20 protein-coding genes are annotated in these 21,334 nt (G+C 46.8%); 17 read left to right on the top strand and 3 right to left on the bottom strand.

Features of this window, described 5'->3' with window-relative positions:
• The first annotated feature begins 65 nt into the window (after positions 1–65).
• Positions 66–782, top strand: a complete 717-nt coding sequence (locus tag ABN702_RS17435; RefSeq protein WP_417900948.1) for a helix-turn-helix domain-containing protein — start codon at positions 66–68, stop codon at positions 780–782.
• 75 nt (positions 783–857) lie between these two features.
• Positions 858–1,751: a DMT family transporter gene (locus ABN702_RS17430; RefSeq protein ID WP_417898029.1), complete on the top strand. Its 894-nt coding sequence runs from the start codon at positions 858–860 to the stop codon at positions 1,749–1,751.
• 44 nt (positions 1,752–1,795) lie between these two features.
• Here ABN702_RS17430 and ABN702_RS17425 read toward each other — a convergent pair whose 3' ends face one another.
• Positions 1,796–2,287, bottom strand: coding sequence for a hypothetical protein (locus ABN702_RS17425; RefSeq protein WP_417898028.1), 492 nt, complete (start codon positions 2,285–2,287; stop codon positions 1,796–1,798).
• Positions 2,288–2,452: 165 nt separating this feature from the next.
• Here ABN702_RS17425 and ABN702_RS17420 point away from each other — a divergent pair, with 165 nt between their 5' ends.
• The 3 genes from ABN702_RS17420 (at position 2,453) to ABN702_RS17410 (ending at position 5,828) form a co-directional block, all read left to right on the top strand.
• A complete protein-coding gene (locus ABN702_RS17420; protein WP_417898027.1) occupies positions 2,453–3,676 on the top strand; it encodes an NRAMP family divalent metal transporter in 1,224 nt (407 codons plus the stop codon).
• Between the two features lie 117 nt (positions 3,677–3,793).
• Entirely contained in the window at positions 3,794–5,260 is a 1,467-nt protein-coding gene (locus ABN702_RS17415) for a protein adenylyltransferase SelO (protein ID WP_417898026.1), read from the top strand.
• A 160-nt stretch (positions 5,261–5,420) separates the two neighbouring features.
• Complete coding sequence (locus ABN702_RS17410; RefSeq protein ID WP_417898025.1) at positions 5,421–5,828, top strand: hypothetical protein; 408 nt, start codon at positions 5,421–5,423, stop codon at positions 5,826–5,828.
• A gap of 152 nt (positions 5,829–5,980) precedes the next feature.
• Here the strand turns inward: ABN702_RS17410 and ABN702_RS17405 are convergent, their stop codons facing one another.
• A complete protein-coding gene (locus ABN702_RS17405) occupies positions 5,981–6,256 on the bottom strand; it encodes a hypothetical protein (RefSeq protein ID WP_417898024.1) in 276 nt (91 codons plus the stop codon).
• A 158-nt stretch (positions 6,257–6,414) separates the two neighbouring features.
• On the opposite strand from ABN702_RS17405, the gene ABN702_RS17400 reads away from it, so the two are divergent.
• A complete protein-coding gene (locus ABN702_RS17400) occupies positions 6,415–6,837 on the top strand; it encodes a VOC family protein (RefSeq protein ID WP_417898023.1) in 423 nt (140 codons plus the stop codon).
• Positions 6,838–6,887: 50 nt separating this feature from the next.
• On the opposite strand, the gene ABN702_RS17395 is transcribed toward ABN702_RS17400, so the two are convergent.
• Entirely contained in the window at positions 6,888–7,373 is a 486-nt protein-coding gene (locus tag ABN702_RS17395; protein ID WP_417898022.1) for a hypothetical protein, read from the bottom strand.
• Between the two features lie 191 nt (positions 7,374–7,564).
• Between ABN702_RS17395 and ABN702_RS17390 the strand changes: the two genes are divergently transcribed.
• The 11 genes from ABN702_RS17390 to ABN702_RS17340 all read left to right on the top strand — a co-directional run bounded on the left by ABN702_RS17390 (position 7,565) and on the right by ABN702_RS17340 (position 21,258).
• The gene (locus ABN702_RS17390; RefSeq protein WP_417898021.1) at positions 7,565–8,530 is read left to right on the top strand and encodes a DUF4145 domain-containing protein; all 966 of its coding nucleotides are present in this window, start codon (positions 7,565–7,567) and stop codon (positions 8,528–8,530) included.
• Between the two features lie 441 nt (positions 8,531–8,971).
• Entirely contained in the window at positions 8,972–10,081 is a 1,110-nt protein-coding gene (locus ABN702_RS17385) for a sugar ABC transporter substrate-binding protein (protein WP_417898020.1), read from the top strand.
• A 104-nt stretch (positions 10,082–10,185) separates the two neighbouring features.
• A complete protein-coding gene (locus ABN702_RS17380; RefSeq protein ID WP_417898019.1) occupies positions 10,186–11,706 on the top strand; it encodes an ATP-binding cassette domain-containing protein in 1,521 nt (506 codons plus the stop codon).
• A gap of 12 nt (positions 11,707–11,718) precedes the next feature.
• Positions 11,719–12,891 carry a sugar ABC transporter permease gene (locus tag ABN702_RS17375; RefSeq protein ID WP_417898018.1) on the top strand — a complete coding sequence of 391 codons (1,173 nt, stop codon included), beginning with the start codon at positions 11,719–11,721 and terminating at the stop codon, positions 12,889–12,891.
• A gap of 176 nt (positions 12,892–13,067) precedes the next feature.
• Entirely contained in the window at positions 13,068–14,045 is a 978-nt protein-coding gene (locus ABN702_RS17370) for a sugar ABC transporter substrate-binding protein (protein WP_417898017.1), read from the top strand.
• Positions 14,042–15,484: a sensor histidine kinase gene (locus ABN702_RS17365; RefSeq protein ID WP_417898016.1), complete on the top strand. Its 1,443-nt coding sequence runs from the start codon at positions 14,042–14,044 to the stop codon at positions 15,482–15,484. The genes ABN702_RS17370 and ABN702_RS17365 overlap by 4 nt, the downstream gene beginning before the upstream one ends.
• Positions 15,481–17,022, top strand: a complete 1,542-nt coding sequence (locus ABN702_RS17360) for a response regulator (RefSeq protein WP_417898015.1) — start codon at positions 15,481–15,483, stop codon at positions 17,020–17,022. The genes ABN702_RS17365 and ABN702_RS17360 overlap by 4 nt, the downstream gene beginning before the upstream one ends.
• Before the next feature lie 24 nt (positions 17,023–17,046).
• Complete coding sequence (xylF, locus tag ABN702_RS17355; RefSeq protein WP_417898014.1) at positions 17,047–18,111, top strand: D-xylose ABC transporter substrate-binding protein; 1,065 nt, start codon at positions 17,047–17,049, stop codon at positions 18,109–18,111.
• An 88-nt stretch (positions 18,112–18,199) separates the two neighbouring features.
• Positions 18,200–19,174, top strand: coding sequence for an exonuclease domain-containing protein (locus tag ABN702_RS17350; protein WP_417898013.1), 975 nt, complete (start codon positions 18,200–18,202; stop codon positions 19,172–19,174).
• 92 nt (positions 19,175–19,266) lie between these two features.
• Positions 19,267–20,049, top strand: a complete 783-nt coding sequence (locus ABN702_RS17345) for an SDR family oxidoreductase (protein ID WP_417898012.1) — start codon at positions 19,267–19,269, stop codon at positions 20,047–20,049.
• Between the two features lie 171 nt (positions 20,050–20,220).
• A complete protein-coding gene (locus ABN702_RS17340; protein ID WP_417898011.1) occupies positions 20,221–21,258 on the top strand; it encodes a helix-turn-helix domain-containing protein in 1,038 nt (345 codons plus the stop codon).
• The last annotated feature ends 76 nt before the right edge of the window (positions 21,259–21,334 follow it).

Here is a 21,334-nt window from a genome sequence, read left to right as displayed (position 1 = left end):
TTCAGACTCTTTATCCTCTCGTCACTTCCCTATATAATGGATGTTAGAGAGGGGGATGGGTGATGGTGAAAAGTCTGAATAGGGTAGTTTGTGAAAAAAGGTCGTATACGAGAGAGCTTTTGTCTCACGATCATGATTTCGGTCAGCTTCTTTTTCCGTTGCAAGGCTCCCTGCAAATGCAAACAGCGAGCCAAGACATCATGCTTGAACCGGATCACTGCTTTTACCTTCCACCTAGGCATAATCATGTATTCCACTCTAGGGATCGGAATGAATTTCTTATTTTGGATATTCCCACTCACTTTTTACCGGAGGATACAGAAAGTATGTATTCACTGTTAGATCAACAATGGTCTTCCATTCGATTTCTGCTTTTGGAAGAAGCGGGTAGTAAAGGGAATGATTCTGCAGCTTTAATGGATTTGACCAGGTATGTGACGAGTAAGCTGCAGATCTCCGTATCAGCTTCCATTGACTATATTCATCGCCATTTCAAGGAACCCATCAGCTTGCAGACCTTGGCGGAAATGGAGCACTACCATCCGGTCTATTACTCCTCTTGGTTTAAACGGAAAACGGGGAAAAGCCCGAAAGTATATATCGCGGATTTGCGCTTGAAATATGCCAAGCAATTGCTGATAACCTCCACCTGGTCGATTTCACGCATCAGTGAAGAGGTTGGTTTTGAAAACTCCTCCTCCTTTACGAGATGGTTTGTGAAATCCGAGTGCATGCCACCGCAAAAATACAGAATGATGAATAATGGAAAAAAAGAACCTTAAACATGGTAAAGAAAAGTCGGCTGGATTTTTCTATACTCATGTTACAGGTTCTTTATTTTGATAGGGGGAAATCCTATGAAACCATCGTGGGGTGCACTTTGGATTTTACTCGCAGCATTCCTCTGGGGTACCACCGGGACTGCACAAACCTTTGCACCGGAAACCGCCCATCCCATTGCGATAGGCGCCGCCCGTTTGGCGGTCGGAGGAATCTCTTTGTTACTCATTGTGCTCCTCTTTGGAAAATGGAACATGAAAAATTGGCCGATTAAGGAGACTTTAGTGGCGTCCATCAGTATGGCGATTTTTCAGCCGTTGTTTTTTTCGGCCGTTACCATCACCGGGGTGGCGATTGGGACAGTGATCACAATCGGAAGCGCCCCGATTCTTTCCGGCATCCTGGAGTGGCTCTTTTTGAAAAAAAGCCCTTCAAAAATATGGAGGTACTCGACTGGCCTATCCATTATTGGATGTCTCCTGCTTTCTCTAAACAAAGGATCTGTCCATGTTGATCCATATGGAATCCTTATGGCACTTGGAGCAGGGCTTGCGTTTGCTTTTTATGCATTAGTCAGCAGAAAACTGATTGAAAATCACTCTTCCCTATCCGTCGTTGCCGTCGTGTTCACTCTCAGTGCCATATGCCTATCTCCATTTCTGTTCATCTATGACATGTCTTGGATGATGGAATTCAGTGGTGTTGTGGTAACGCTCCACTTAGGAATCGTGACGACCGGTATCGCCTATCTGCTTTTTGCCAAAGGACTCGCAACTGTCCCTTCCTCCACGGCTGTGACCCTCTCATTGGGGGAGCCTTTAACCGCAGCAATATTCGGAGTGTTCATATTGAAGGAAAAGCTCGATTTCACTTCTTGGATTGGTATTTCCCTGCTCATGCTAGGGATTGCGTTGTTGATTGGTTTTCCTAGAAAAAAAGAGCCCCTTGGCCATACCATTGGAAGTAAATAGAAGCAGGCTAACCTGGTAGCCTGCTTCTTTTTTCGATTTCTTGCTCAGCACCAAACAATTACTTTATAAGGCATGGTCTGTGCTGGAATGCTTTTCGTGGCGGGGCCGTAGATCACTATCAGGTTGCGGTTGGCAGGATTTCCTGTAAAAGGCTGACCGTTGGCTAATAGGATCTGGGTGTACGGGGAGAGGTTCAGTTTCAACTGTCCGTCACTGCTCACCAGCTGGTCGTTGAAGTAGTCGACTTTAACATTCTGGCTATTGTTATCTTTTACAATAATAATAGCGTTGTATTGGGGAGGGTAGATAAAAGGGACCGGAGCATTTGCGTCATAATAGCCTGTAATGGCATCTCCTACTGATACTCGTGATTGATCGATGAAATAAGTGGTGGGGGCCACGACAAAATTGACCATTGCACCTGCACCATCTTCTACGGAAAACAATTTATAGCAGCCTTCTCCTTCGCCATTCGGACTGATGGGAAAATCGCTGATCATGGTGACGATTCCACGGAAAAAAGCAAAGCTTATCATATGCATTCCTCCAAGATTACATAATTCTTCAACTATATTCATATTCATTTAGCGCCAAAATGAGAACAGGTCTGAAGTAGGTAACACTTCATCCTCTTTTCTGATACTATTGTGGAATAATTGCATTTTGATTATTGAATCATAATACATAGGGTGGTGACGGAAATGTCAAAACAAAAGAATACATACAATACGCTGGATAAGCAAAAAAGCAATTGGAGTGTCCTGCTTGGGGCCGCTTTCTTAATGGGAGCTTCGGCAATCGGTCCAGGATTTCTTACGCAGACTGCCGTTTTTACGGAACAGTTATTGGCAAGCTTCGGTTTTGTCATCTTGATGTCCATTATTTTGGATATCGGGGTTCAGGTAAATGTTTGGAGGATTATTGCAGTCTCGAAAAAGCGGGGACAGGACATTGCGAATATGGTGCTACCGGGTCTGGGCTATTTTTTGGCGTTTGCCGTCTCGTTAGGTGGCCTAGCTTTTAATATAGGTAACATAGGTGGAGCGGGCCTTGGGATGAATGTGCTGTTTGGGCTGGATGTGCGCATTGGCGCGATTATCACTGCGGCCATTGCCATCGGGATCTTCCTATCGAAAGAAGCAGGGGTGGCGATGGACCTGATTGCCAGGGTATTGGGGCTGATGATGGTCCTGCTGACACTCTTTGTAGCATTCCAAAGCAATCCGCCGATTGGGGAAGCGGTGATGCGCACCTTTGCGCCTGAAACGATAGATGTGTTCGCCATTATTACACTAGTCGGAGGGACGGTGGGTGGTTACATCACGTTTGCGGGAGGGCACCGCCTGCTTGATGCTGGGATCAGCGGTAAAGAAAACCTCCATCAAGTGACCAAGAGCTCGGTTTCCGGAATTGTTATCGCCTCCATCATGCGGATATTTCTTTTCCTAGCCGTATTAGGGGTAGTGGTTACAGGATTTGAGCTGGATCCGAAAAATCCTGCGGCATCTGTTTTTCAGCAGGCAGCAGGGATTATCGGGTATAAAATGTTCGGGCTAGTCCTTTGGGCAGCAGGTATTACTTCCGTTGTCGGTGCCGCTTACACCTCGGTATCCTTTTTACGAACCTTATCAGATAAAATCGACCGTAATAATACGAAGGTAATTATCGGCTTCATAGTTGTTTCCACCATTATTTTTGTACTAATTGGAGAACCGGTGTTACTTCTTATCTTAGCAGGTGCCTTTAACGGATTGATTCTACCGATTGCGCTAGGGACCTTGCTGATTGCGGCCTATAAAAAATCCATTGTGGGCGATTATAAGCATCCGTTGTGGCTGACCATTTTTGGGGGTATCGTCTTTTTGGCAACTGCGTATCTTGCGGGCGTGACGTTAATAAATCAGGTGCCCAAATTATTTTCGTAAATGTAGGAGAGCTGATCTTAGCTCTCTTTATTTGCTTGGAGAAGTGGTGCCGGGAATTAGATTATGCCGTGTAGATAAGGTTATAATAAAGGTACTACTGAATAAGAAGGGGATAAAATGACAATCGATACTGCAAAATTAGGCTGGAATTTCGACAATACGTATAGCCGACTGCCGGAAAAGTTATATTCTACGATAGATCCAAATCCTGTATCTTCGGCTAAGATGATTATTTTCAATCACTCTTTGGCGGAATCTCTCGGGTTAAATGGGGAAGCGCTACAGGAAGAAGAGGGATTGGCGGTTTTAGCTGGAAATGAAGTTCCTCCAGAAGGGGCATCATTGGCGCAGGCCTACGCAGGTCATCAATTTGGAGGCTTTACGATGCTTGGTGACGGTCGCGCTTTGTTGATAGGGGAGCAGATCACTCCTGGTGGCGAACGGTTTGACATCCAATTGAAGGGATCGGGGCGGACGCCATATTCCCGTGGGGGAGACGGTCGAGCGGCACTGGGACCGATGCTTCGGGAGTATATCATCAGTGAAGCGATGCATGGACTTGGCATTCCGACGACACGCAGTCTGGCTGTCGTGACTACTGGAGAAAGAATCATGCGGGAACGGTTGCTGCCTGGTGCGATCATGACAAGGGTGGCTTCCAGTCATTTGCGAGTCGGGACATTCCAGTATGCGGCGAACTGGGGTTCTGTGGAGGAGCTTCGGGCCTTGGCTGATTATGCAATAGAGCGGCATTATCCGGAGATAGGAAAAGTGGAAGAGCGTTACCTGGACTTTTTCAAGGCGGTGATGAAGCGTCAGGCTGCACTGATTGCAAAATGGCAACTGGTCGGTTTTATCCATGGGGTAATGAACACGGACAATATGACAATCAGCGGAGATACGATTGATTATGGACCTTGCGCATTCATGGATGTGTATGACCCGAAGACAGTTTTCAGTTCCATTGATGCTCAAGGGCGTTATGCGTATGAGAACCAGCCTCGTATTGGCGGGTGGAATCTGGCGCGCTTTGCGGAAGCGCTTTTGCCGTTGCTTCACCAGGAACAGGAAAAAGCGGTGGAGATTGCTCAAGAGGCACTATATGAATATTCCGGACTGTATAAGAGTCATTGGCTTGCGGGTATGAGAGCGAAGTTGGGAATTTTTAATGAAGAGAAAGAAGACGAAGCACTAATTGATGAATTGCTCGGTTTGATGAAGGAGCATTCTGCTGACTTTACGAATACGTTCCGGATGTTGACGTTAGATAACACAATGGATGCGTTGTCCGGGAAACCTGAGTTTGATGCGTGGCATGGGAAATGGCAAACTAGGCTTGAAAGACAACAGGAATCGAAAGAAGCTGTTCATACGCTGATGAAGCGCAGCAATCCTGCGGTAATACCGCGCAACCACCGGGTCGAGGCAGCACTTGAAGCAGCGGTGGAGTTCGGGAACTATGGAGTGATGGAGAATCTGCTAAAGATTCTGAAATATCCATTTGCGCATACGGAAGAGCAGGAAGATTATTGTGCGGTGCCTGGAGATTCGGCGGGGGATTATCGGACTTATTGTGGGACGTAGGGACAGGTCCGTTGTCCCGCTTGCTGCGGGCGCGGTCAGGTCGGAGGGACAAAGTTTTGGCCAAGGGGAAAGCTGCACTTGGCCCCTTACCCCTCACCGTAAAACTCATTGGCTTTTTGGGCAGAAAGATGTAAGATTATGTTGAAAGAGGTGGGAAAAGATGCAACAACAATTGGACCGTATGGAGGAAATGCTTACTAGTCTAATCTCTATAGTTGGGAATATTAACAGTGAACAAAAATTGATGAAGGCTGAGCAAATGGAGATGAAGGAAGACATTTCTGAAATAAAAACTGAGCAAATGGAAATGAAGAAAGATATTTCAGAAATGAAAAAAGATATCTCCGAAATGAAAGCAGAACAAGTAGAGATGAAGACAGAAACTTTTATTATGAAAGAAGAAATGAAGTTAATGCGGGTAGAAAATGAAAAACGGCATTCAGAGGTTATGAATCGCTTTCACACATTAGAAGCGGACCACGAACACACATGGGAGAAAACCGTTAAAAATGAAAGGGAATTTGCGGTTTTCAAAAAGCAATTTGAGCTACAAAACACCGATGTCTAATCCACAGGTTTATAGAATACTCATATCTTAAAACTCCATTTTAAATCCACATAACACTGCAGGTTTAGATCATTTCACTAATTTCATCATGATAGGAACTTAGCCCTGATTCCATGGGTATTAGACTGTTAAAGAAAAAAGAGGTCGGGAGATTACATTCTCCCGACCTCTTTTCCGTTGAACCGAATAATAACGTATGTCGATGAATTTTTCCAGGATAAATATTGGTAGATGATGTGGACGACCAGAAAATAGGCAACGGCCACTCCATTTAGCGCCAAACGAAGCTGCAGAAGTTCTAATGGTTCAATCAAACTGGCAAATCCAAAACTGATAATCCAAAGCCCAACCAATACCAGAAATCCAACCCAGTACCAATCCATCTCATAACTTGAAGGCGCATTACCCAATTGTTGCCGTTTCTCCATGATGCACGCTCCTTGGGTGTGCCATAAAAGAAATCAACGCTATATTCGTATGTTCATGGGACGGTGAAAAGAACTGGATGGGGCACGTGACCTGTCCCCGGAAGGATTTTTGCGACCTTTGACGAATTGGTCAATAGACATATGAGGAGGAGTTCAAAATGAGACAAAAGTGGTCTGAAGAAATGCCTGTCGTGCAGTTCCGCATTGCAAGACCGACAGATCAGCTGGATAAAGTTGTGGAGTTTTATATGAAAGGGGTGGGGTTGAAGGTTATCGGCTCCTTTAATGAGCACGACGGTTATGACGGGGTGATGCTTGGGTTGCCTGGTTTTGCTTATCACTTGGAGTTCACCCAGCATAAGGATGGAAGCCCGTGCCCAGCGCCAACCGAGGATAATCTTTTGGTGTTTTATATTCCCGACAGAGAAGCGAGAGACCGGATTGCAGGGAACTTGGAGACGATGGGTTATTTGCCGGTTGAGCCTGAAAATCCTTATTGGGGCAAGAGAGGGATTACATTTGAGGATCCGGATGGGTGGCGCGTAGTGTTGCAGAATACGGCGGGGATAGGACCGAATTAACGGGGACAGTTTCTTCGTCCCATTGTGGGACGAGGAACCTGTCCCTATAATTATCTAGCCAGCCCTCTCTCAAATGCGGCTAAGTGATTCAAGGAAGCATCTTTTAATCTGGTAAATACATTTCGGATGTCAGTAGGTATATCAAAATCAAGGAATTTTTCATACATCGCGATATTTTCTATTTCTCCTTCTACACCTGCTGCATATGCATTCTTTATCGTTGCAGGGGGAGTGACGAATTGTGGTGATATGTCTTGTGGTACTGGTACTTGATATCGATTAAAAAGTTGAAGCAATGCGGAAATATGTCTGAGTTCCGCTTCCTGTATTCTTGCGAAAGTCCGGATATAGCCAAAGGTGCCAAGTATCTTGTTGTATCTTGTTTGTGCCAGGTATTCATCCTGAAGGGCATAGGTAAGCATTTCACGCAGTGTTAAAGAGGTAGCATTTAATGCCCCCTTTGCACCATAAGTATCGAGAGTCTGGCGGTATTGGTTGATGTACTGATACTGGTAGGGGTAATGATTCGAAAACATATTTGCTCATCCTCCTGGGTGTTTGTGGATGAGATATCATATGCTGGCGTATTGGTTGGGTGCCAGTCGACACACAAGTTGGTCTATTTACAAGGGGACAGGTTCCTCGTTTCATATGTGGGACGACGGACCTGTCCCCATTGTTTTATGCTAAACTAATAGAAAACTACATACATAGGAGATTGAAGCTGATGAGTAATTCTACTTTGTTTGATTTTGTAGGGAAATTTTCTGCTGTGCTGGGTGAGCTGGCTGGACGTGTGGAGGCTTTATTGATGGAGCAGCCTCAAGCTACGTTGACACAAGCTCGACTTTATAGCGAGATTTTGGTGAAAATGATCTGTGAGGAAGAGGGGGTTGAGGAGGTCTATCCACTTAAGCCATTTGAGAAGATTAATAGATTATATAAACAGGACCTTATTACGGATGAGGTATATACCAAGCTGGAATGGCTCAGAAAGAAAGGGAATGTAGCCACACATCAGGTAAAAGAAGTGGAGCTAGGGGAAGCTGTTCAAGCTCACAAATTTCTTTTTGACCTAAGTGTCTGGTATGCGGAAATCTATGTAAGCCATGAGTTTGAAGCTCCAGTCTATCAGCTTCCTGTTAAACAGGTGCAAGAAGAAAAGGTCTTGAAAGAGGATGAGCTGAAGAAATTAATGGAGCCGTATCTCCAAGATACTCTTAATAAGTTGTTGGATATCCAGGAGCAATTGGATTTGCTGAAGCAGGAGAAAGCGGCTGATGCAGTAGCGGAGTCTGAAGTGGCTGCCACATCAGATTTGCAAGTACATACCAAGAAAACAGTGAACCGCACAGTACCTTTAAGTGAAGAAATCCTGGCTGTGTTTCAACAGAACAACTACGAGAAAACGAACACGACCAAAAAAGCAGTGGAGTTTGTGCACGAGGAGAATAATCAGGTGATCTATCTTCTGGATAACTCAGTTCCAACCATCGTGCTTCACCCTGAATTGGTCCAAGCAAATTCAGATTCATTTAATATTCCAGAAAAGCCGCGTGCCAGCACAGCACTTAGACGATTTCCAAGAGGACAAAAGGACGGGAAACAGACATCTAACTTTGGATACCCATTTAAAGTCGAACAGGCGAATGAGTTGAATGAGATTTTGCAGAAAGTGAATAATCTGGTTTGAAACCGATGGGGACAGGTTCCTCGTCCCACTTAGTGGGACGACGGACCTGTCCCCTTGTCTACCTAAAGCAAGTTGAAAAAGGTCCTGTGACGGTATGAAAGCAAAGGAATCGTACCGCGAGCAAGAGGAAAAAGGTGCGGTGACGTCACAAAAGCAAAGGAATCGTATCGCGAGCAAGAGGAAAAAGGTGAAGTGACGGCACAAAAGCGGAGGAATCGTACCGCGAGTAAGCAGAAAAAGGTGCGGTGACGTCACAAAAGCGAAGGAATCGTACCGCGAGCAAGAGGAAAAAAGTCCTGTGACGGTAACAAAGAATAGATACCTTAAAAAAGTACAGAACATACCAAAAGAGTGCTAGTGATAGCGCTTACAATACAATCATCCCAGCAATATAATTAAGTTGTAATCATATGGATGACAATTTAAAGGGGGATTTAAGTGATGAAGAGAACGTGGAAGTCTTTATCGGTTTTACTTGTTGTGATGCTGGTCACGGCTTTGATGGCAGCATGCAGCGACAGCAGTGGGGGTAGCAGTAAGGTGAGTGTCGGGATTGTTTTGCCTACGAAGGACGAGCCTAGATGGGTTCAGGATGAGCAACGTTTCAAGGATGCTTTGTCCGATTCGAAATATACAACGGAGATTCTGTTCAGCCAAGGTTCTTCCGCTAAGGAAAAAGAGAACGTGGAAACATTGTTGAATAAAGGGATTGAGGTATTGATTATCACTCCTCATGATGGTGCTGCGGCAGCTTCTGCTGTGGAAGCGGCGAAAAAAGAAGGCGTAACGGTTATCTCTTACGACCGTCTGATTACGAACACAGATGCAGTGGATTATTATGTAACGTTTGATAGTGTGGCAGTTGGTGCGGCACAAGGGCAATACTTGATCGATAACTCAGAAGGCAAGGATGTTCCATTGTACCTGTACGCTGGTGCAGCTTCTGATAATAACGCATTCCTATTCTTCGAGGGTGCATGGAGCGTGCTTCAACCGAAGATCGCGGATGGTACTTTCAAGATTGCCAACTCCAGTGAAGCGGAAAAGCTAAAAGGTAAAGCGGAGCTTACTCGCGATGAAATGGGTAAGATCTTAGGTCAGGTAACAACTAACTGGGATCCAAACGAAGCGAAGAACAAAGCGCAAACTCACTTGACTGCTGCTGGTGCAGATCTTAAAGGTGATGTGGCAGTACTTGCTCCGAATGATGGAACAGCTCGTTCAATCGCGGACGTATTTGAAACAGATGGCGACATATCAAGCTTCCTTGTAACAGGTCAGGATGCGGAAAAAGCTTCCATCCAATATGTAATTGATGGCAAGCAATCCATGACAGTATTCAAGGATGTTCGTACGTTGGTGAAGGATGCAATGGGAATCGCTATTGAGATCCTTGACGGAAAAACTCCGGAAACAACTGGTGCTTATGATAACGGAAATAAAGAAGTTAAAGCGAAGCAGACGGATGTTATCGTGGTGGATCAGGAGAATGTGAAGAAGGAACTGATCGATTCCGAGTACTACGAAGCAAGCGAGTTTACTGGACTATAAGATAGGTTGCGGGATAGTGGTTCTTAACCGCTATCCCGTCATTGTCAGTGCTTTTGTTAGGCTCTTTTCACAAGAAAATGGGCTTTTGTTAAGGGGGGATAAGCATGAGTGAATTTATTTTGGAGATGAATCAGATCTCGAAGGAATTTACGGGAGTGAAGGCGCTTAGCGATGTGAATTTCAAGGTGGGAACAGGCGAAATTCATTGCTTGATAGGGGAGAACGGTGCGGGCAAGTCCACGCTGATGAAGGTGCTGAGCGGGGTGTATCCGTATGGAACCTATGAGGGCGATATCGTGTTTGAAGGCGATGTACAGCAGTTTAACAAAATCAGTGACAGTGTGAAAACAGGCATCGCCATCATCTATCAGGAGCTGGCTCTGTTTCCGGACCTGACGGTGTATGAGAACATTTTTGCCGGAAATGAAGTGAAGCATGGCGGCTTTATCGATTGGAACAAGACGATTGTCGAAGCGAAAAAGCTCCTTGAAAAAGTGAAGCTGGACATTACACCGGACACGCTTGTGAAGGATTTGAGTGTCGGAAAGCGTCAGCTGGTCGAAATTGCAAAGGCACTCAGTAAGGACGTCAAACTATTGATTCTGGATGAGCCGACTGCCGCACTTAATGAGGACGACAGCGAAAACCTGCTTGACCTATTGAGAGATTTGAAAAAGCAGGGAATCACCTGCATCATGATCTCCCACAAGCTGAAAGAGGTCATCTCGATTGCTGACAAGGCGACCGTTATCCGCGATGGAAAGACCATTTGTACGCTTGACGGGGCAAAAGGGGAAATCACCGAAAGTGTCATCATCAAAAACATGGTGGGACGCGAGATTGCGGATATCTATCCGAAACGACCCGACCAGGTAATTGGTGAGAAAATTCTCGAGCTGCACAACTGGTCCGCCTATGATCCGCAGCTTGGCAGACAAGTAGTGAAAAACGTGAATATGCATGTAAAAAAAGGCGAGATTGTCGGAATCGCAGGGTTGATGGGCTCGGGAAGAACAGAGCTTGCCTTGAGCATTTTCGGCAATGCCAAGGGCTATAAATTGCAGGGGGATATAGTCTGGGACGGCAATTCCTCGATGCTGAAGCATACGAGTGATGCCATCAAAGCGGGAATCGCCTACGTAACAGAGGATCGGAAGGGTGATGGGCTGTTTCTTTTACAGGATATAAAGAGTAACATTACCGCTGCCAATCTGAAGGGCATCGCTTCAAGCGGAGTCATCAATGATAACGAGGAGATCAAGGTGGCCGATGGGTATAAGGATTCCCTTCATATTAAAGCTTCCTCGCTCGAACAGCTTGTTGGAAACCTGAGCGGTGGAAACCAGCAGAAGGTGTCGATCGGAAAATGGCTTTTTGTCGGACCGAAGCTGCTGATCCTCGATGAGCCGACTCGCGGTATCGACGTTGGGGCGAAGTTTGAAATCTATACCGTGATGAACAAGCTGATCGATACTGGCCTTAGCATCATCATGATTTCATCCGAGCTTGGAGAAGTGCTTGGTATGAGTGACAGGGTGTATGTCATGGCACAGGGAGAAATAAAAGGGGAGCTTGCGATTGCGGATGCTGATCAGGAAAGAATCATGCAGCTCGCAACGCTTTAGGAGGTTAATAGAATGAAAGTAATACAAGAAGCAAGAACGTTGATCCATGAAAATATTCGCGACTATGGCATGTACATCGCGCTATTCGTTATTATTCTTACTTTTTCCATCATGACGGACGGACTCTTCATGAGTTCCCGTAATATCAGTAACCTGCTTGATTCTGCAGGTTATATCGCAGTGCTTGCGGTCGGGATGACCCTCGTCATCGTCATCCGTCATATCGATTTGTCTGTGGGGTATGCTGCCGGGTTCCTCGGGGCGATTGCCGCTATTCTTTTGACACAAAATGGTGTACCGGTATTTGTGACGATTCCTATCATTCTAGTATTAGGTGTGGCAATCGGACTGTTCAACGGGGTGCTGGTTGCGAAGATCGGAATTCCTTCCTTCGTTGCCACGCTTGCGGGGATGCTCATTTTCCGAGGTGCCCTCCTGCAGGTGACGGAAAAGACAGGAACCATCATCATCCAGGATGACAAATTCAATGCGATCGGGAACGGCTTTATACCTTCCCTTGTGCAGGTGAACGGTCTGCACTTATTAACCTTGCTCGTTGGAGTTGTTGGTATTCTATTATACATTTACAGTGAATTCTCAAATCGTAAAAATAAGATTAAATATAACTTTGAAGTGGTGTCAAAGCCGATTTTCGCATTAAAACTGTTGTTTGTTTCCGGAATCATTGGTTACATTACGTGGATCTTGGCAGGCTATAACGGCTTCTCCTGGACTGTTATTATCATGTTATTGGTCGTTATCGTCTACCATTTCCTTACTACGAAAACAGTGCTTGGCCGCCATATCTATGCGGTCGGAAGCAATCCGGAAGCTGCTCACCTTAGTGGGATCAACGTGAAAAAGATTACTTACATCGTGTTCGGTTCGATGGGAATGCTTGCTGCACTTTCCGGTATCCTTTTCACGGCACGTCTGCAATCGGCAACAACTACTGCAGGAACGCTTTTCGAGCTTGATGCCATCGCGGCAGCCTATGTTGGGGGCGTATCCTCTGCAGGGGGAGTCGGAAAAGTGACAGGTGCCATTATCGGTGCAATCGTAATGGCGTCCTTATCAAGCGGGATGAACCTGCTTGGTGTCGGCATCTCGTATCAGTATATGATCCGTGGTGGAGTGCTTGCTGGAGCAGTAATCTTTGATGTGATGACTCGTAAAAAACGTTAATAGTTTGAGGGGCTGTAACTGGTCCCTCTGCTTTTTTATCTCCTTCGTTTCCTCTAGCAAAATATCCTACAAAAACTTTTAATCTGCCAATCATTGGTTCTATCAGCAAGTATTGTGCAATTTTGAATAGATGATATGATGAAATTAGCATCATGGAGGGGAAGGAGACAGATCTCTTGCGGAAAACTAGTATTATTGTGCTATGCATTTTGATTGCAATTCTATGTAATTTTACCCTCGTATCCGCCAACAAAGTTTTTCGCTCGGATTGGAAAATGCCTCCGAAGGTAACCGAGAGCGAGGAGCAGCATCGCCTCGTCATCATTACGCAAGATAGGGAGACACCCTTCTGGGATGAGGTCGCGAGCGGTGCGATGAGGCAAGCCCAGATGGAAGGGGCAAGCCTGGAGGTCTGGGGAAGCTACGGAAAGAACGAGGAAGAATTTTTGAAAAGCATCGAAATAGCCATTCAGTCAAAAGTGGATGGCATTATCATACAAGGACTCGACACCGAGGAGTTCAAGGACCTCACGAAAATCAAGGCCTCCTTTTATGGTATTCCCATCATCACAGTTGCGAATGATGTGCCGATGAATGAGAGCCTTCGCAGAACGTATGTCGGTTCGGATCAATATCTGGCCGGAAAAATGATAGCCCGCGAGCTTTTAGCCGAGATGGGAGAGGAAGGCAGTGTCGTGCTCATGTACGACAGACAGGAGGAATTTTACCAACAGGAGCGTTTGAAAGGAATCGAGGAAGTACTGCAGTATTACCCTGACATCGAGATGGTTCATGCAGCAACCGAAGATACCCGGGAGCATATCACCGCTTCCACCAGGGACGTGCTGAACAAGGAACCGGATGCAAAAGCCTTCATTGCGGTCAATGCCAATGTGGCGGGGGCCATGATCAAGGAAATTGGTAAGCGCTCTCAGGTTGAACCGTATCACATCTATTCCTTTGACGATGGACCGGAGTCATTGACTTTGCTGAGGCAGGGGAAGCTTGACGGAATGATCGAGCAGTCGCCGGAAATGATGGGGCAGGTCAGTGTGCAGCTGATGATGGAATGGCTGAATGGCGTGACCGTGCCACTTGATAAAAGCGGATATTTAACGGAGATTACAATCCTGAAAGCGGCGGATGTGCAATGACCAGTATCCAAAAGAAAATATTGACGCTCACCTCGGTTGTACTGGTCATCATGTCGGTAATTTGGTTAGCGCTTACATACTACAACCATAAAACCCAACAGCAGTACAATGAGATCCTGCAGCGGTATTTAAGCATGAACGAGGTGACGACCGCGAGCCAGCAGGTCATTACCGATCTCAACAACTATATGATACAGCCCTCCAGAGGGAACCGAGAGCGGCTGGACGAGAGCAAGGAGAAGATCCAACAGGCGAAAAATGACGTCTCCAAGCTGCGGAACACGGAAAACAATTTTACCCTGACGAACTACATCAACCTGATTGATAGCTTTATAGAAACGACCGACCGCCTGCTTCTGTTCCACTCGGAAAATGACAGTGAAGCCTCAGCAAATGAATTTACCGAAGCGACGCGAATCTCCACATATATGTCGGAAATGTCACTCGCACTCCTTGATACGGAGCTGAAGACGTACAACCGCTTTTACAGAGGGATTATCGAGCAATCGGGAGAGGTCATGAAGCTCGGAATTTGGGTGTTACTTTTGATTGCATGCGTACTTCTGCTTGTGACGTACTGGTTTTCGTTGAGTATTACGAGGCCGGTATACAAGCTGACGAAAGCGGCCAATGAGCTCTCCAAGGGGAATTTCGGCCAGCCGGTCAAGGTCGATACGAATGATGAAATCGCCTTTTTGGCAAAAACCTTCGACCGGATGCGGATCAACATCAACAATCTAATTTCGGAGATCAAGCATAAGGCCCAGCTCGAGCGCGAACTCCAGGAGAGCAAGTTGCTCCTGCAGGAAAGCCAATTTCGCAGCCTGCAAAGCCAGATCAACCCGCACTTTCTTTTTAACACATTAAATACCTTGTCAAAAAAGGCGTACCTCGAAGGCTCGGAGGAAACGAGCGATCTCCTGGTGAGTGTGGCGGGCATCCTGCGCTACAACCTGAAGCAATTGGATCGTTCGGTGACGCTACATGAAGAAGTGGTCGTTCTAAAGCAGTACATGGATATCCAAAAAGCCAGGTTCACAGACCGACTCCACTTGCATATGGAAGTCGATCCAACTTGTCTCGGAATGAATATTCCCGCGCTGACACTTCAACCGATTATCGAAAATGCCGTCATTCATGCAGTCGAGCCGAAAGAGGACGGTGGCGTCATCTGGTTTAGAGTGATGGATGAAGTGGACCACGTCCGCATTGAAATCGAGGACGATGGAATGGGAATGTCGGAAGAAAAAAGACTGCAGATTATCAACGAAACGCCGGTCCTATCAGAAGGCCATTCAACAGGAATCGGCTTCAGCAACGTCGTCAAACGCCTCCGCCTTTTCTACGGCTATGAGGATGTCATCGATATCGAAAGCACGGAAGGCCGGGGTACGAAGGTCATTTTGAAAATAAAAAAACAAGGAGTCGATGCGGCATGATAAAACTCCTGATCGTGGATGATGAACAAATAGAACGCGAAGGTATGCAAGCCATTCTGGAAAAAGGGTTTCCCGGAATTGTAATCAGGCAGGCCAAAAACGGTAGAATGGCAGTGGAGATGGCGGTGGAATTCCAGCCTGATTTGATATTAATGGATATAAAAATGCCAGGAATGAACGGACTTGAGGCGGTGGAGCTGATCAGTGCCGACCATCCTGCAGTGAAATTCATCATGGTCACCGCGTTCGACACCTTTGACTATATGAAGCAGGCAATCAAGCTTGGTGTAAAGGACTATGTACTAAAACCGAGCAAAGCAAGCGAAATCGTGGTGACAGTCGGAAAAGTGATCGGCCAGATCAAAGAGGAGCAGACAAAGCTGGCAGAAAGCAGGGTGCAGCAGGAAGCGTTGCAGAAAACCCTGTCGCTTGTAGAAACGGACGTCGTGACTCAGCTCCTGTTCGACCATGTGCATGAAGTACATCTGGATATGCTGGTCGAGATGCTAGATACGCCGTCGACAGATGAGATGTTTGTGATGCTCTTGATGCTGCCTGAAGGTTCAGAGTATCTTTATCCATCTGTGAAGGAAAAGGTGAGGGCGACAAAGAGCGGATGGATCGGAGCATTGTACGGTTTGCAGCTTCCGGTTATCGTATTTCGTGATCGGTCGAGGTCGTACCGGACGCAGGCGACAGCACTTGCTCGAGAAATCCTGGCTTTAGGAAGTGCCGATCCCGGAAAAGGCTTGTTTGTGGGGATCGGAAGCGTGTGTGACTCGCTGAATCGGATACGGGAATCCTATCATGATGCGCTCATGGCAACAGTCAATACAGGACTGCCTGTGAAGTATCGGTTTTTTTCGGATGTTCCGGTCATGGGGGCAGTCAGTGAGGCGGACCTGAACAGGCATCAGAAAAAAGAATTTGCCGATGAAGTCAGGCTTGGACAGTGGGACGAGATCCGTTCTTATGTAACGAACATGATTCAATGCTTGGAGAAGGAGCGGGCTGAGCTATTGCATACACAGCAACGGGTGCAGGAGGTGCTATGGGTGGCCTCACGAGTGCTGAGTGAAATGGGGATGGAGATCGGTACGCCGATGTATTCTTTTAACCTATTGGACTACCGTCAACTTCGGACAGAAACGGGGCAGCTTCTGGATCGTATGAGGCAGGCCTATATCGGGCATTACGCTCGCATGGAAGCGGACACGATGCACCAATTGAAGCAGTTTATCATGGAACACTCCCATGAGGACATCACACTTGATGCCCTGGCGGATAAAGTAGGACTCAGCCCGATCTATATCAGTAAAATGTTCAAGGAAAAGCTAGGCGTCAACTATATTGATTTTCTTACAGAATGCCGCATCGAAAAAGCGAAGAGGCTGATGGGGGATCCGGAGAGAAGCATCAAGGAAATCACCTTTGAGGTCGGCTATCACGATCCGAACTATTTTTCTAAGGTGTTCAAGAAAATGTGCCAAATGTCTCCGAAGGAATATAGGAAAACATTGCTTGGCAATAAAGTGTGATCAGGATAAAAGGAGGAGAGGCAAATGGGTTTTTGGCGTGTTTTATTTTTCATGTTGGCACTGGCGCTTGTCAGTGTTGCCTCTGCTTGCGAAAATACAGTGACAACATTGAAGCCGGTGGTTCCTACTAAGCTTTCTGAAAAAGAAACGGTCGATGATGGCAAAATCAAAATCGGTTTCTCGATGGATACACTTGAGGAAGAACGTTGGCTGAGGGATAGGGATCTGTTCAAGGCGGCGGTGGAGGCCTTGGGAGCGGAAGTGAAGATACTCGCGGCAAACGGGGATGACGCCGAACAGGTGCTGCAGGCCGAAAAGCTAATCGCAGAAGGTGTCGACTTGCTAGTGGTGGTGCCGCATAATGCCGAGGCGACCGCAGCCATCGTCAACAAGGCGCATCTCGCCGGTATAAGGGTTATCTCCTACGATCGCTTGGTGAAAAACTCGGATATCGACCTGTATGTTTCTTTTGACAATGAAAAGGTGGGAGAGCTGCAGGCAGAGGCGATCACGAAGCTCGTCCCTAAAGGCAAATATGTCTACATTGGCGGGGCGGAGACGGACAACAATGCACATCTGTTCAAAAAAGGCGTCTTTAATGTGTTGCAGCCACTGATTAACAAGGGCGACATTACGGTGGTGTATGACCAGTGGACGAAAAACTGGCTGCCTGAAAACGCCTTTGCCAACATGGAAGCGGCGCTAGCAGCCAACAATAATGACATTGACGCCGTCATTGCCGCCAATGACGCCACAGCTGGAAAGGTCATTGAAGCACTGGAAAAACAGGGACTCGCAGGCAAGATTCCTGTTGCCGGCCAGGATGCGGAGCTCATGGCGGCGCAGCGGATCGTCCAAGGAACACAGACGATGACTGTTTACAAGCCAATCCAAACATTGGCCCAAGAGGTTGCCGAGCTGTCAGTGCGCATGGCCAAAGGCGAATACATCGACACCGACCGTAAAGTCAACAACGGCAAGATAGAAGTCCCATCCGTCCTGCTCGCACCGATAGCGGTGGACAAAAAGAATATGGATGAAACGGTCATCCGAGACGGATTTCACACGCGTGAAGACGTGTATCGATGAGACAGGGGGACAGGTCCCATGTCCCGCCCTAGGCCGGGACGAGGGACCTGTCCCCGTGTTATGATAGTGGGAAAAGGAGGAGACGACAATGGACTTTATTGCGCTTGATTTTGAGATAGCAAACAATGATTTGAGCAGTGCCTGTTCCATTGGGATGGTGTTTGTGGATCAGAACAGGATTGTGGACGAGAAGTACTTTTTGATTCAACCACCAGGGATGAAGGTGGATAAATCCTTCTCGAAGGTGCACGGATTGACGGAAGAGGATTTGAAGGATGCGCCGACATTCGATGAAGTATGGGCTGAAATCAGCGGGTTCTTTCATTCGGATACCTTGGTTGTTGCACACAACGCCTATTTTGACATGAGTGTTTTAAAAACCACCCTGCTTCACTACTCCTTGGAGATGCCGGAATTCAAATATGCCTGCAGCATTCCGATAAGCACGCGCGGATTGAACGGATTCAAGGTGGGGGGATCGCTGAAGGCAAGAGCCGAGCATTTTGGTGTGGAGCTTGACCATCATCATAATGCCCTGTCCGATGCAAGGGCATGTGCGGAAGTGGTCTTGCGATGTGTGGACATGAAAAAACGGAAGTCGCTCCAAAGCTTCTGCAGCACGTACTCATCGATTCCGGTTAAGAGCTTTGTAGAGTTGAAACCTCAGACGAGTTTTTACACAAAAACAAGAACAAGAAGGTCGAATGTGAGGAAAACATTCAACGCTGTTTCGGTAAGTGATATCACCCCTACCGCCACTGCATTTGATGACAAGCATCCGCTTTTTGAAAAGAACCTCGTCTTCACGGGCGAACTGACCAGCATTGACCGTGCGGAGGCCATGCAACTGGTGGTTGATAAAGGTGCCGTCATCAAAAGCGGAGTCAGCGGCAAGACCGACTACCTCATTGTAGGACAGCAGGACCCTACGATCGTTGGCCCTGACGGACTCAGCACGAAGGAAAGAAAAGCCCACGAATTGATGAAAAAGGAAAGCAAGATAAAAATTTTACAAGAAGAAGAGTTTTTGAAGTTGATAGGGACAGGTTCCGTGTCCCACTGAATGGGACGAGTGACCTGTCCCCAAATTACGTTTGATACATCCTCCTAGCGGGAACAAAGAACGATAGCGAACTTTGTGAGGAGGAAAACAATATGAGCAAAACGATTTTCATAACAGGTGCCGGTACAGGCCTTGGCAGGGGAGCTGCACTTGTCCTTGCCAGGAACGGCCATCGTGTGATTGCGACGACGGAGCTGACTTCCCAGAAGACGGATCTTATGCGCGAGGCGGAAGAAAAGGGGCTGGATATGGAGGTTTTTAAGCTCGATATCACGAACCGGCTCGACTTGGAGGAGATCGATAAGTATGATTTTGATGTATTTGTGGCCAACGCTGCAATCAATGAAGGTGGACCGCTTGGGGAAGTGCCGATGGAAAGGTTTCGCGCGTTGTTTGAGGTGAATGTATTTGCCACCCTTGAGACTGTTCAGTATGCGGCCCGTAAGCTGGTGAAAAAAGGATCTGGGAAGATTGTCTTCATGAGCTCCATGGCCGGCATTTCTGCAACCCCATATGTAGGGCCGTATACGGCAACCAAGCATGCGATTGAAGGGATTGCCCAAACGATGAAATCGGAGCTTGCAGAGTTCGGGGTTAAGGTGGCAACCATCAATCCAGGTCCATACGCAACTGGCTTCAATAAAAGGGCAGCAGAAGAAAAATGGAAATGGTACGAGGAAGAGAAGCATTTTACCAGAAAAGAAGATATGAAAGAACAGGAAAAACAACTAAAAGAATTCGATCCACAGGATATGATCGATGTCATGGTGGAAATCATCCCAGCAGATCACCACAAATTCCGCACCGTCCATCCGGAAGAAACAGAAAAGCATCTGAAGGAAACAGAGCAGGAGCGGTGGGGAATGGAGATTTGAATGAATAAATAAAGAAGGGGCCTGACCCCCGGTGCGTTAATGCTTTAACGTGGCGGGGGTCAGGCCCCTTCTATTCAACCAAGAGTTGATATGCTAAAATCCACCCTGATGCTATGATGATTGTAACAGGGCGCTCTGTAATTCGAATTGAAGGGGGTTGTTGGATAGGTAATGTTGAATACACAGTTGATTGGGAGTTTTATTTCATCTTTGCGCAAGGAGAGGGATTTTACACAGGTGGAGCTGGCGGATAAGGTCAACGTATCCCATCAGGCGGTTTCAAAATGGGAACGCGGAGAAAGCATTCCGGATATCGGGACGCTTGTGGAGCTCAGCAGAATATTTGATACAAGTGTCGATAGGATCCTGGAAGGTGGAGATAACGGGCAATCGAGAATAGGAGGAGTGGTAGAGAGGCTGTCCTTCAATGAACCGGCAGCTGCCGCAGACCTGATCAACCAGGGGGAATCCGACCTCGAGGGCTTGGTCTCCATTGCACCAATCGTAAAAGGAAGCTTGATGGAAAAAGTCATCAGCAAAGTGGATGGGAATAAGTTTTCGTTGGACCACCTGATTGGCCTAGCTCCTTTTCTGGAAAAAGAAACCTTCACTGAGGCTGCCGGAAAAATGCAAATAGAGAACGTTACCTGGAAGCAGATCCGTTCCTTGGCACCTTTTGTTGAAAAAGAGCTTCTACAAAAGCTGATGGCTAGCAGTGAAAACCCTCCAAGCATCCAGGATGTGATAACTCTTGCGCCATTTATCGGTAGCGGTGTGGATGAGCTGGTAGAGAGGACGGATCTTGCTGATGTGACCTGGGAGCATGTGAAGATTCTTGCACCGTTCCTGTCCGAGGAAGGTCTATTCATCCTCATTGAAAGAACAGAAGAGGAAGGAATTTCCCTGCAGCAATTCAAGTCAATCGCACCATTTTTAGGGGAGAACAGCCATAAAGTCGCAGCGCGTCTAAATGTCACAGGTTCAGATGGATCTGATGTGGTGAAAATAGCTCCTTTTGTAAAAAGGGAAATACTCGGTGAATTACTCGAGAAGCTGGATTTCCAATCTGTCAGAATCGAGCACCTGGTGAAGCTTGGTCCCTTTCTAGAAAAAACAAAACTATCAGAATTAGTCATCAAGGCCATGGAAATAGAAGAAGTAGATCCGGTGCAAATGACTAGACTTGCCCCATTTTTACAGCAGAAATGATTAGTGGGGACAGGTCCAGTGCCCACTAAACGAATTCACAGGGGCCTGACCCTCGCTGCGTTAACGCATTAACGTA

Origin of the sequence: Bacillus haimaensis, from assembly GCF_048270625.1 — a bacterium.
Classification (GTDB): Bacteria; Bacillota; Bacilli; order Bacillales; family Bacillaceae_I; genus Sutcliffiella_A; species Sutcliffiella_A haimaensis.
This window is presented reverse-complemented; position numbering and strand designations above follow the sequence as displayed.

What these genes read in the sequence shown, in the direction of transcription:
- ABN702_RS17385 (WP_417898020.1), top strand. Translation starts at nt 8,972, where the DNA reads ATGAAGAGAACGTGGAAGTCTTTATCGGTTTTACTTGTTGTGATGCTG.
- ABN702_RS17375 (WP_417898018.1), top strand. Translation starts at nt 11,719, where the DNA reads ATGAAAGTAATACAAGAAGCAAGAACGTTGATCCATGAAAATATTCGC.
- ABN702_RS17425 (WP_417898028.1), bottom strand. Translation starts at nt 2,287, where the DNA reads ATGATAAGCTTTGCTTTTTTCCGTGGAATCGTCACCATGATCAGCGAT.
- ABN702_RS17395 (WP_417898022.1), bottom strand. Translation starts at nt 7,373, where the DNA reads ATGTTTTCGAATCATTACCCCTACCAGTATCAGTACATCAACCAATAC.
- ABN702_RS17390 (WP_417898021.1), top strand. Translation starts at nt 7,565, where the DNA reads ATGAGTAATTCTACTTTGTTTGATTTTGTAGGGAAATTTTCTGCTGTG.
- ABN702_RS17380 (WP_417898019.1), top strand. Translation starts at nt 10,186, where the DNA reads ATGAGTGAATTTATTTTGGAGATGAATCAGATCTCGAAGGAATTTACG.
- ABN702_RS17415 (WP_417898026.1), top strand. Translation starts at nt 3,794, where the DNA reads ATGACAATCGATACTGCAAAATTAGGCTGGAATTTCGACAATACGTAT.
- ABN702_RS17360 (WP_417898015.1), top strand. Translation starts at nt 15,481, where the DNA reads ATGATAAAACTCCTGATCGTGGATGATGAACAAATAGAACGCGAAGGT.
- ABN702_RS17405 (WP_417898024.1), bottom strand. Translation starts at nt 6,256, where the DNA reads ATGGAGAAACGGCAACAATTGGGTAATGCGCCTTCAAGTTATGAGATG.
- ABN702_RS17350 (WP_417898013.1), top strand. Translation starts at nt 18,200, where the DNA reads ATGGACTTTATTGCGCTTGATTTTGAGATAGCAAACAATGATTTGAGC.
- ABN702_RS17420 (WP_417898027.1), top strand. Translation starts at nt 2,453, where the DNA reads ATGTCAAAACAAAAGAATACATACAATACGCTGGATAAGCAAAAAAGC.
- ABN702_RS17400 (WP_417898023.1), top strand. Translation starts at nt 6,415, where the DNA reads ATGAGACAAAAGTGGTCTGAAGAAATGCCTGTCGTGCAGTTCCGCATT.
- ABN702_RS17430 (WP_417898029.1), top strand. Translation starts at nt 858, where the DNA reads ATGAAACCATCGTGGGGTGCACTTTGGATTTTACTCGCAGCATTCCTC.
- xylF (WP_417898014.1), top strand. Translation starts at nt 17,047, where the DNA reads ATGGGTTTTTGGCGTGTTTTATTTTTCATGTTGGCACTGGCGCTTGTC.
- ABN702_RS17345 (WP_417898012.1), top strand. Translation starts at nt 19,267, where the DNA reads ATGAGCAAAACGATTTTCATAACAGGTGCCGGTACAGGCCTTGGCAGG.
- ABN702_RS17410 (WP_417898025.1), top strand. Translation starts at nt 5,421, where the DNA reads ATGCAACAACAATTGGACCGTATGGAGGAAATGCTTACTAGTCTAATC.
- ABN702_RS17365 (WP_417898016.1), top strand. Translation starts at nt 14,042, where the DNA reads ATGACCAGTATCCAAAAGAAAATATTGACGCTCACCTCGGTTGTACTG.
- ABN702_RS17340 (WP_417898011.1), top strand. Translation starts at nt 20,221, where the DNA reads ATGTTGAATACACAGTTGATTGGGAGTTTTATTTCATCTTTGCGCAAG.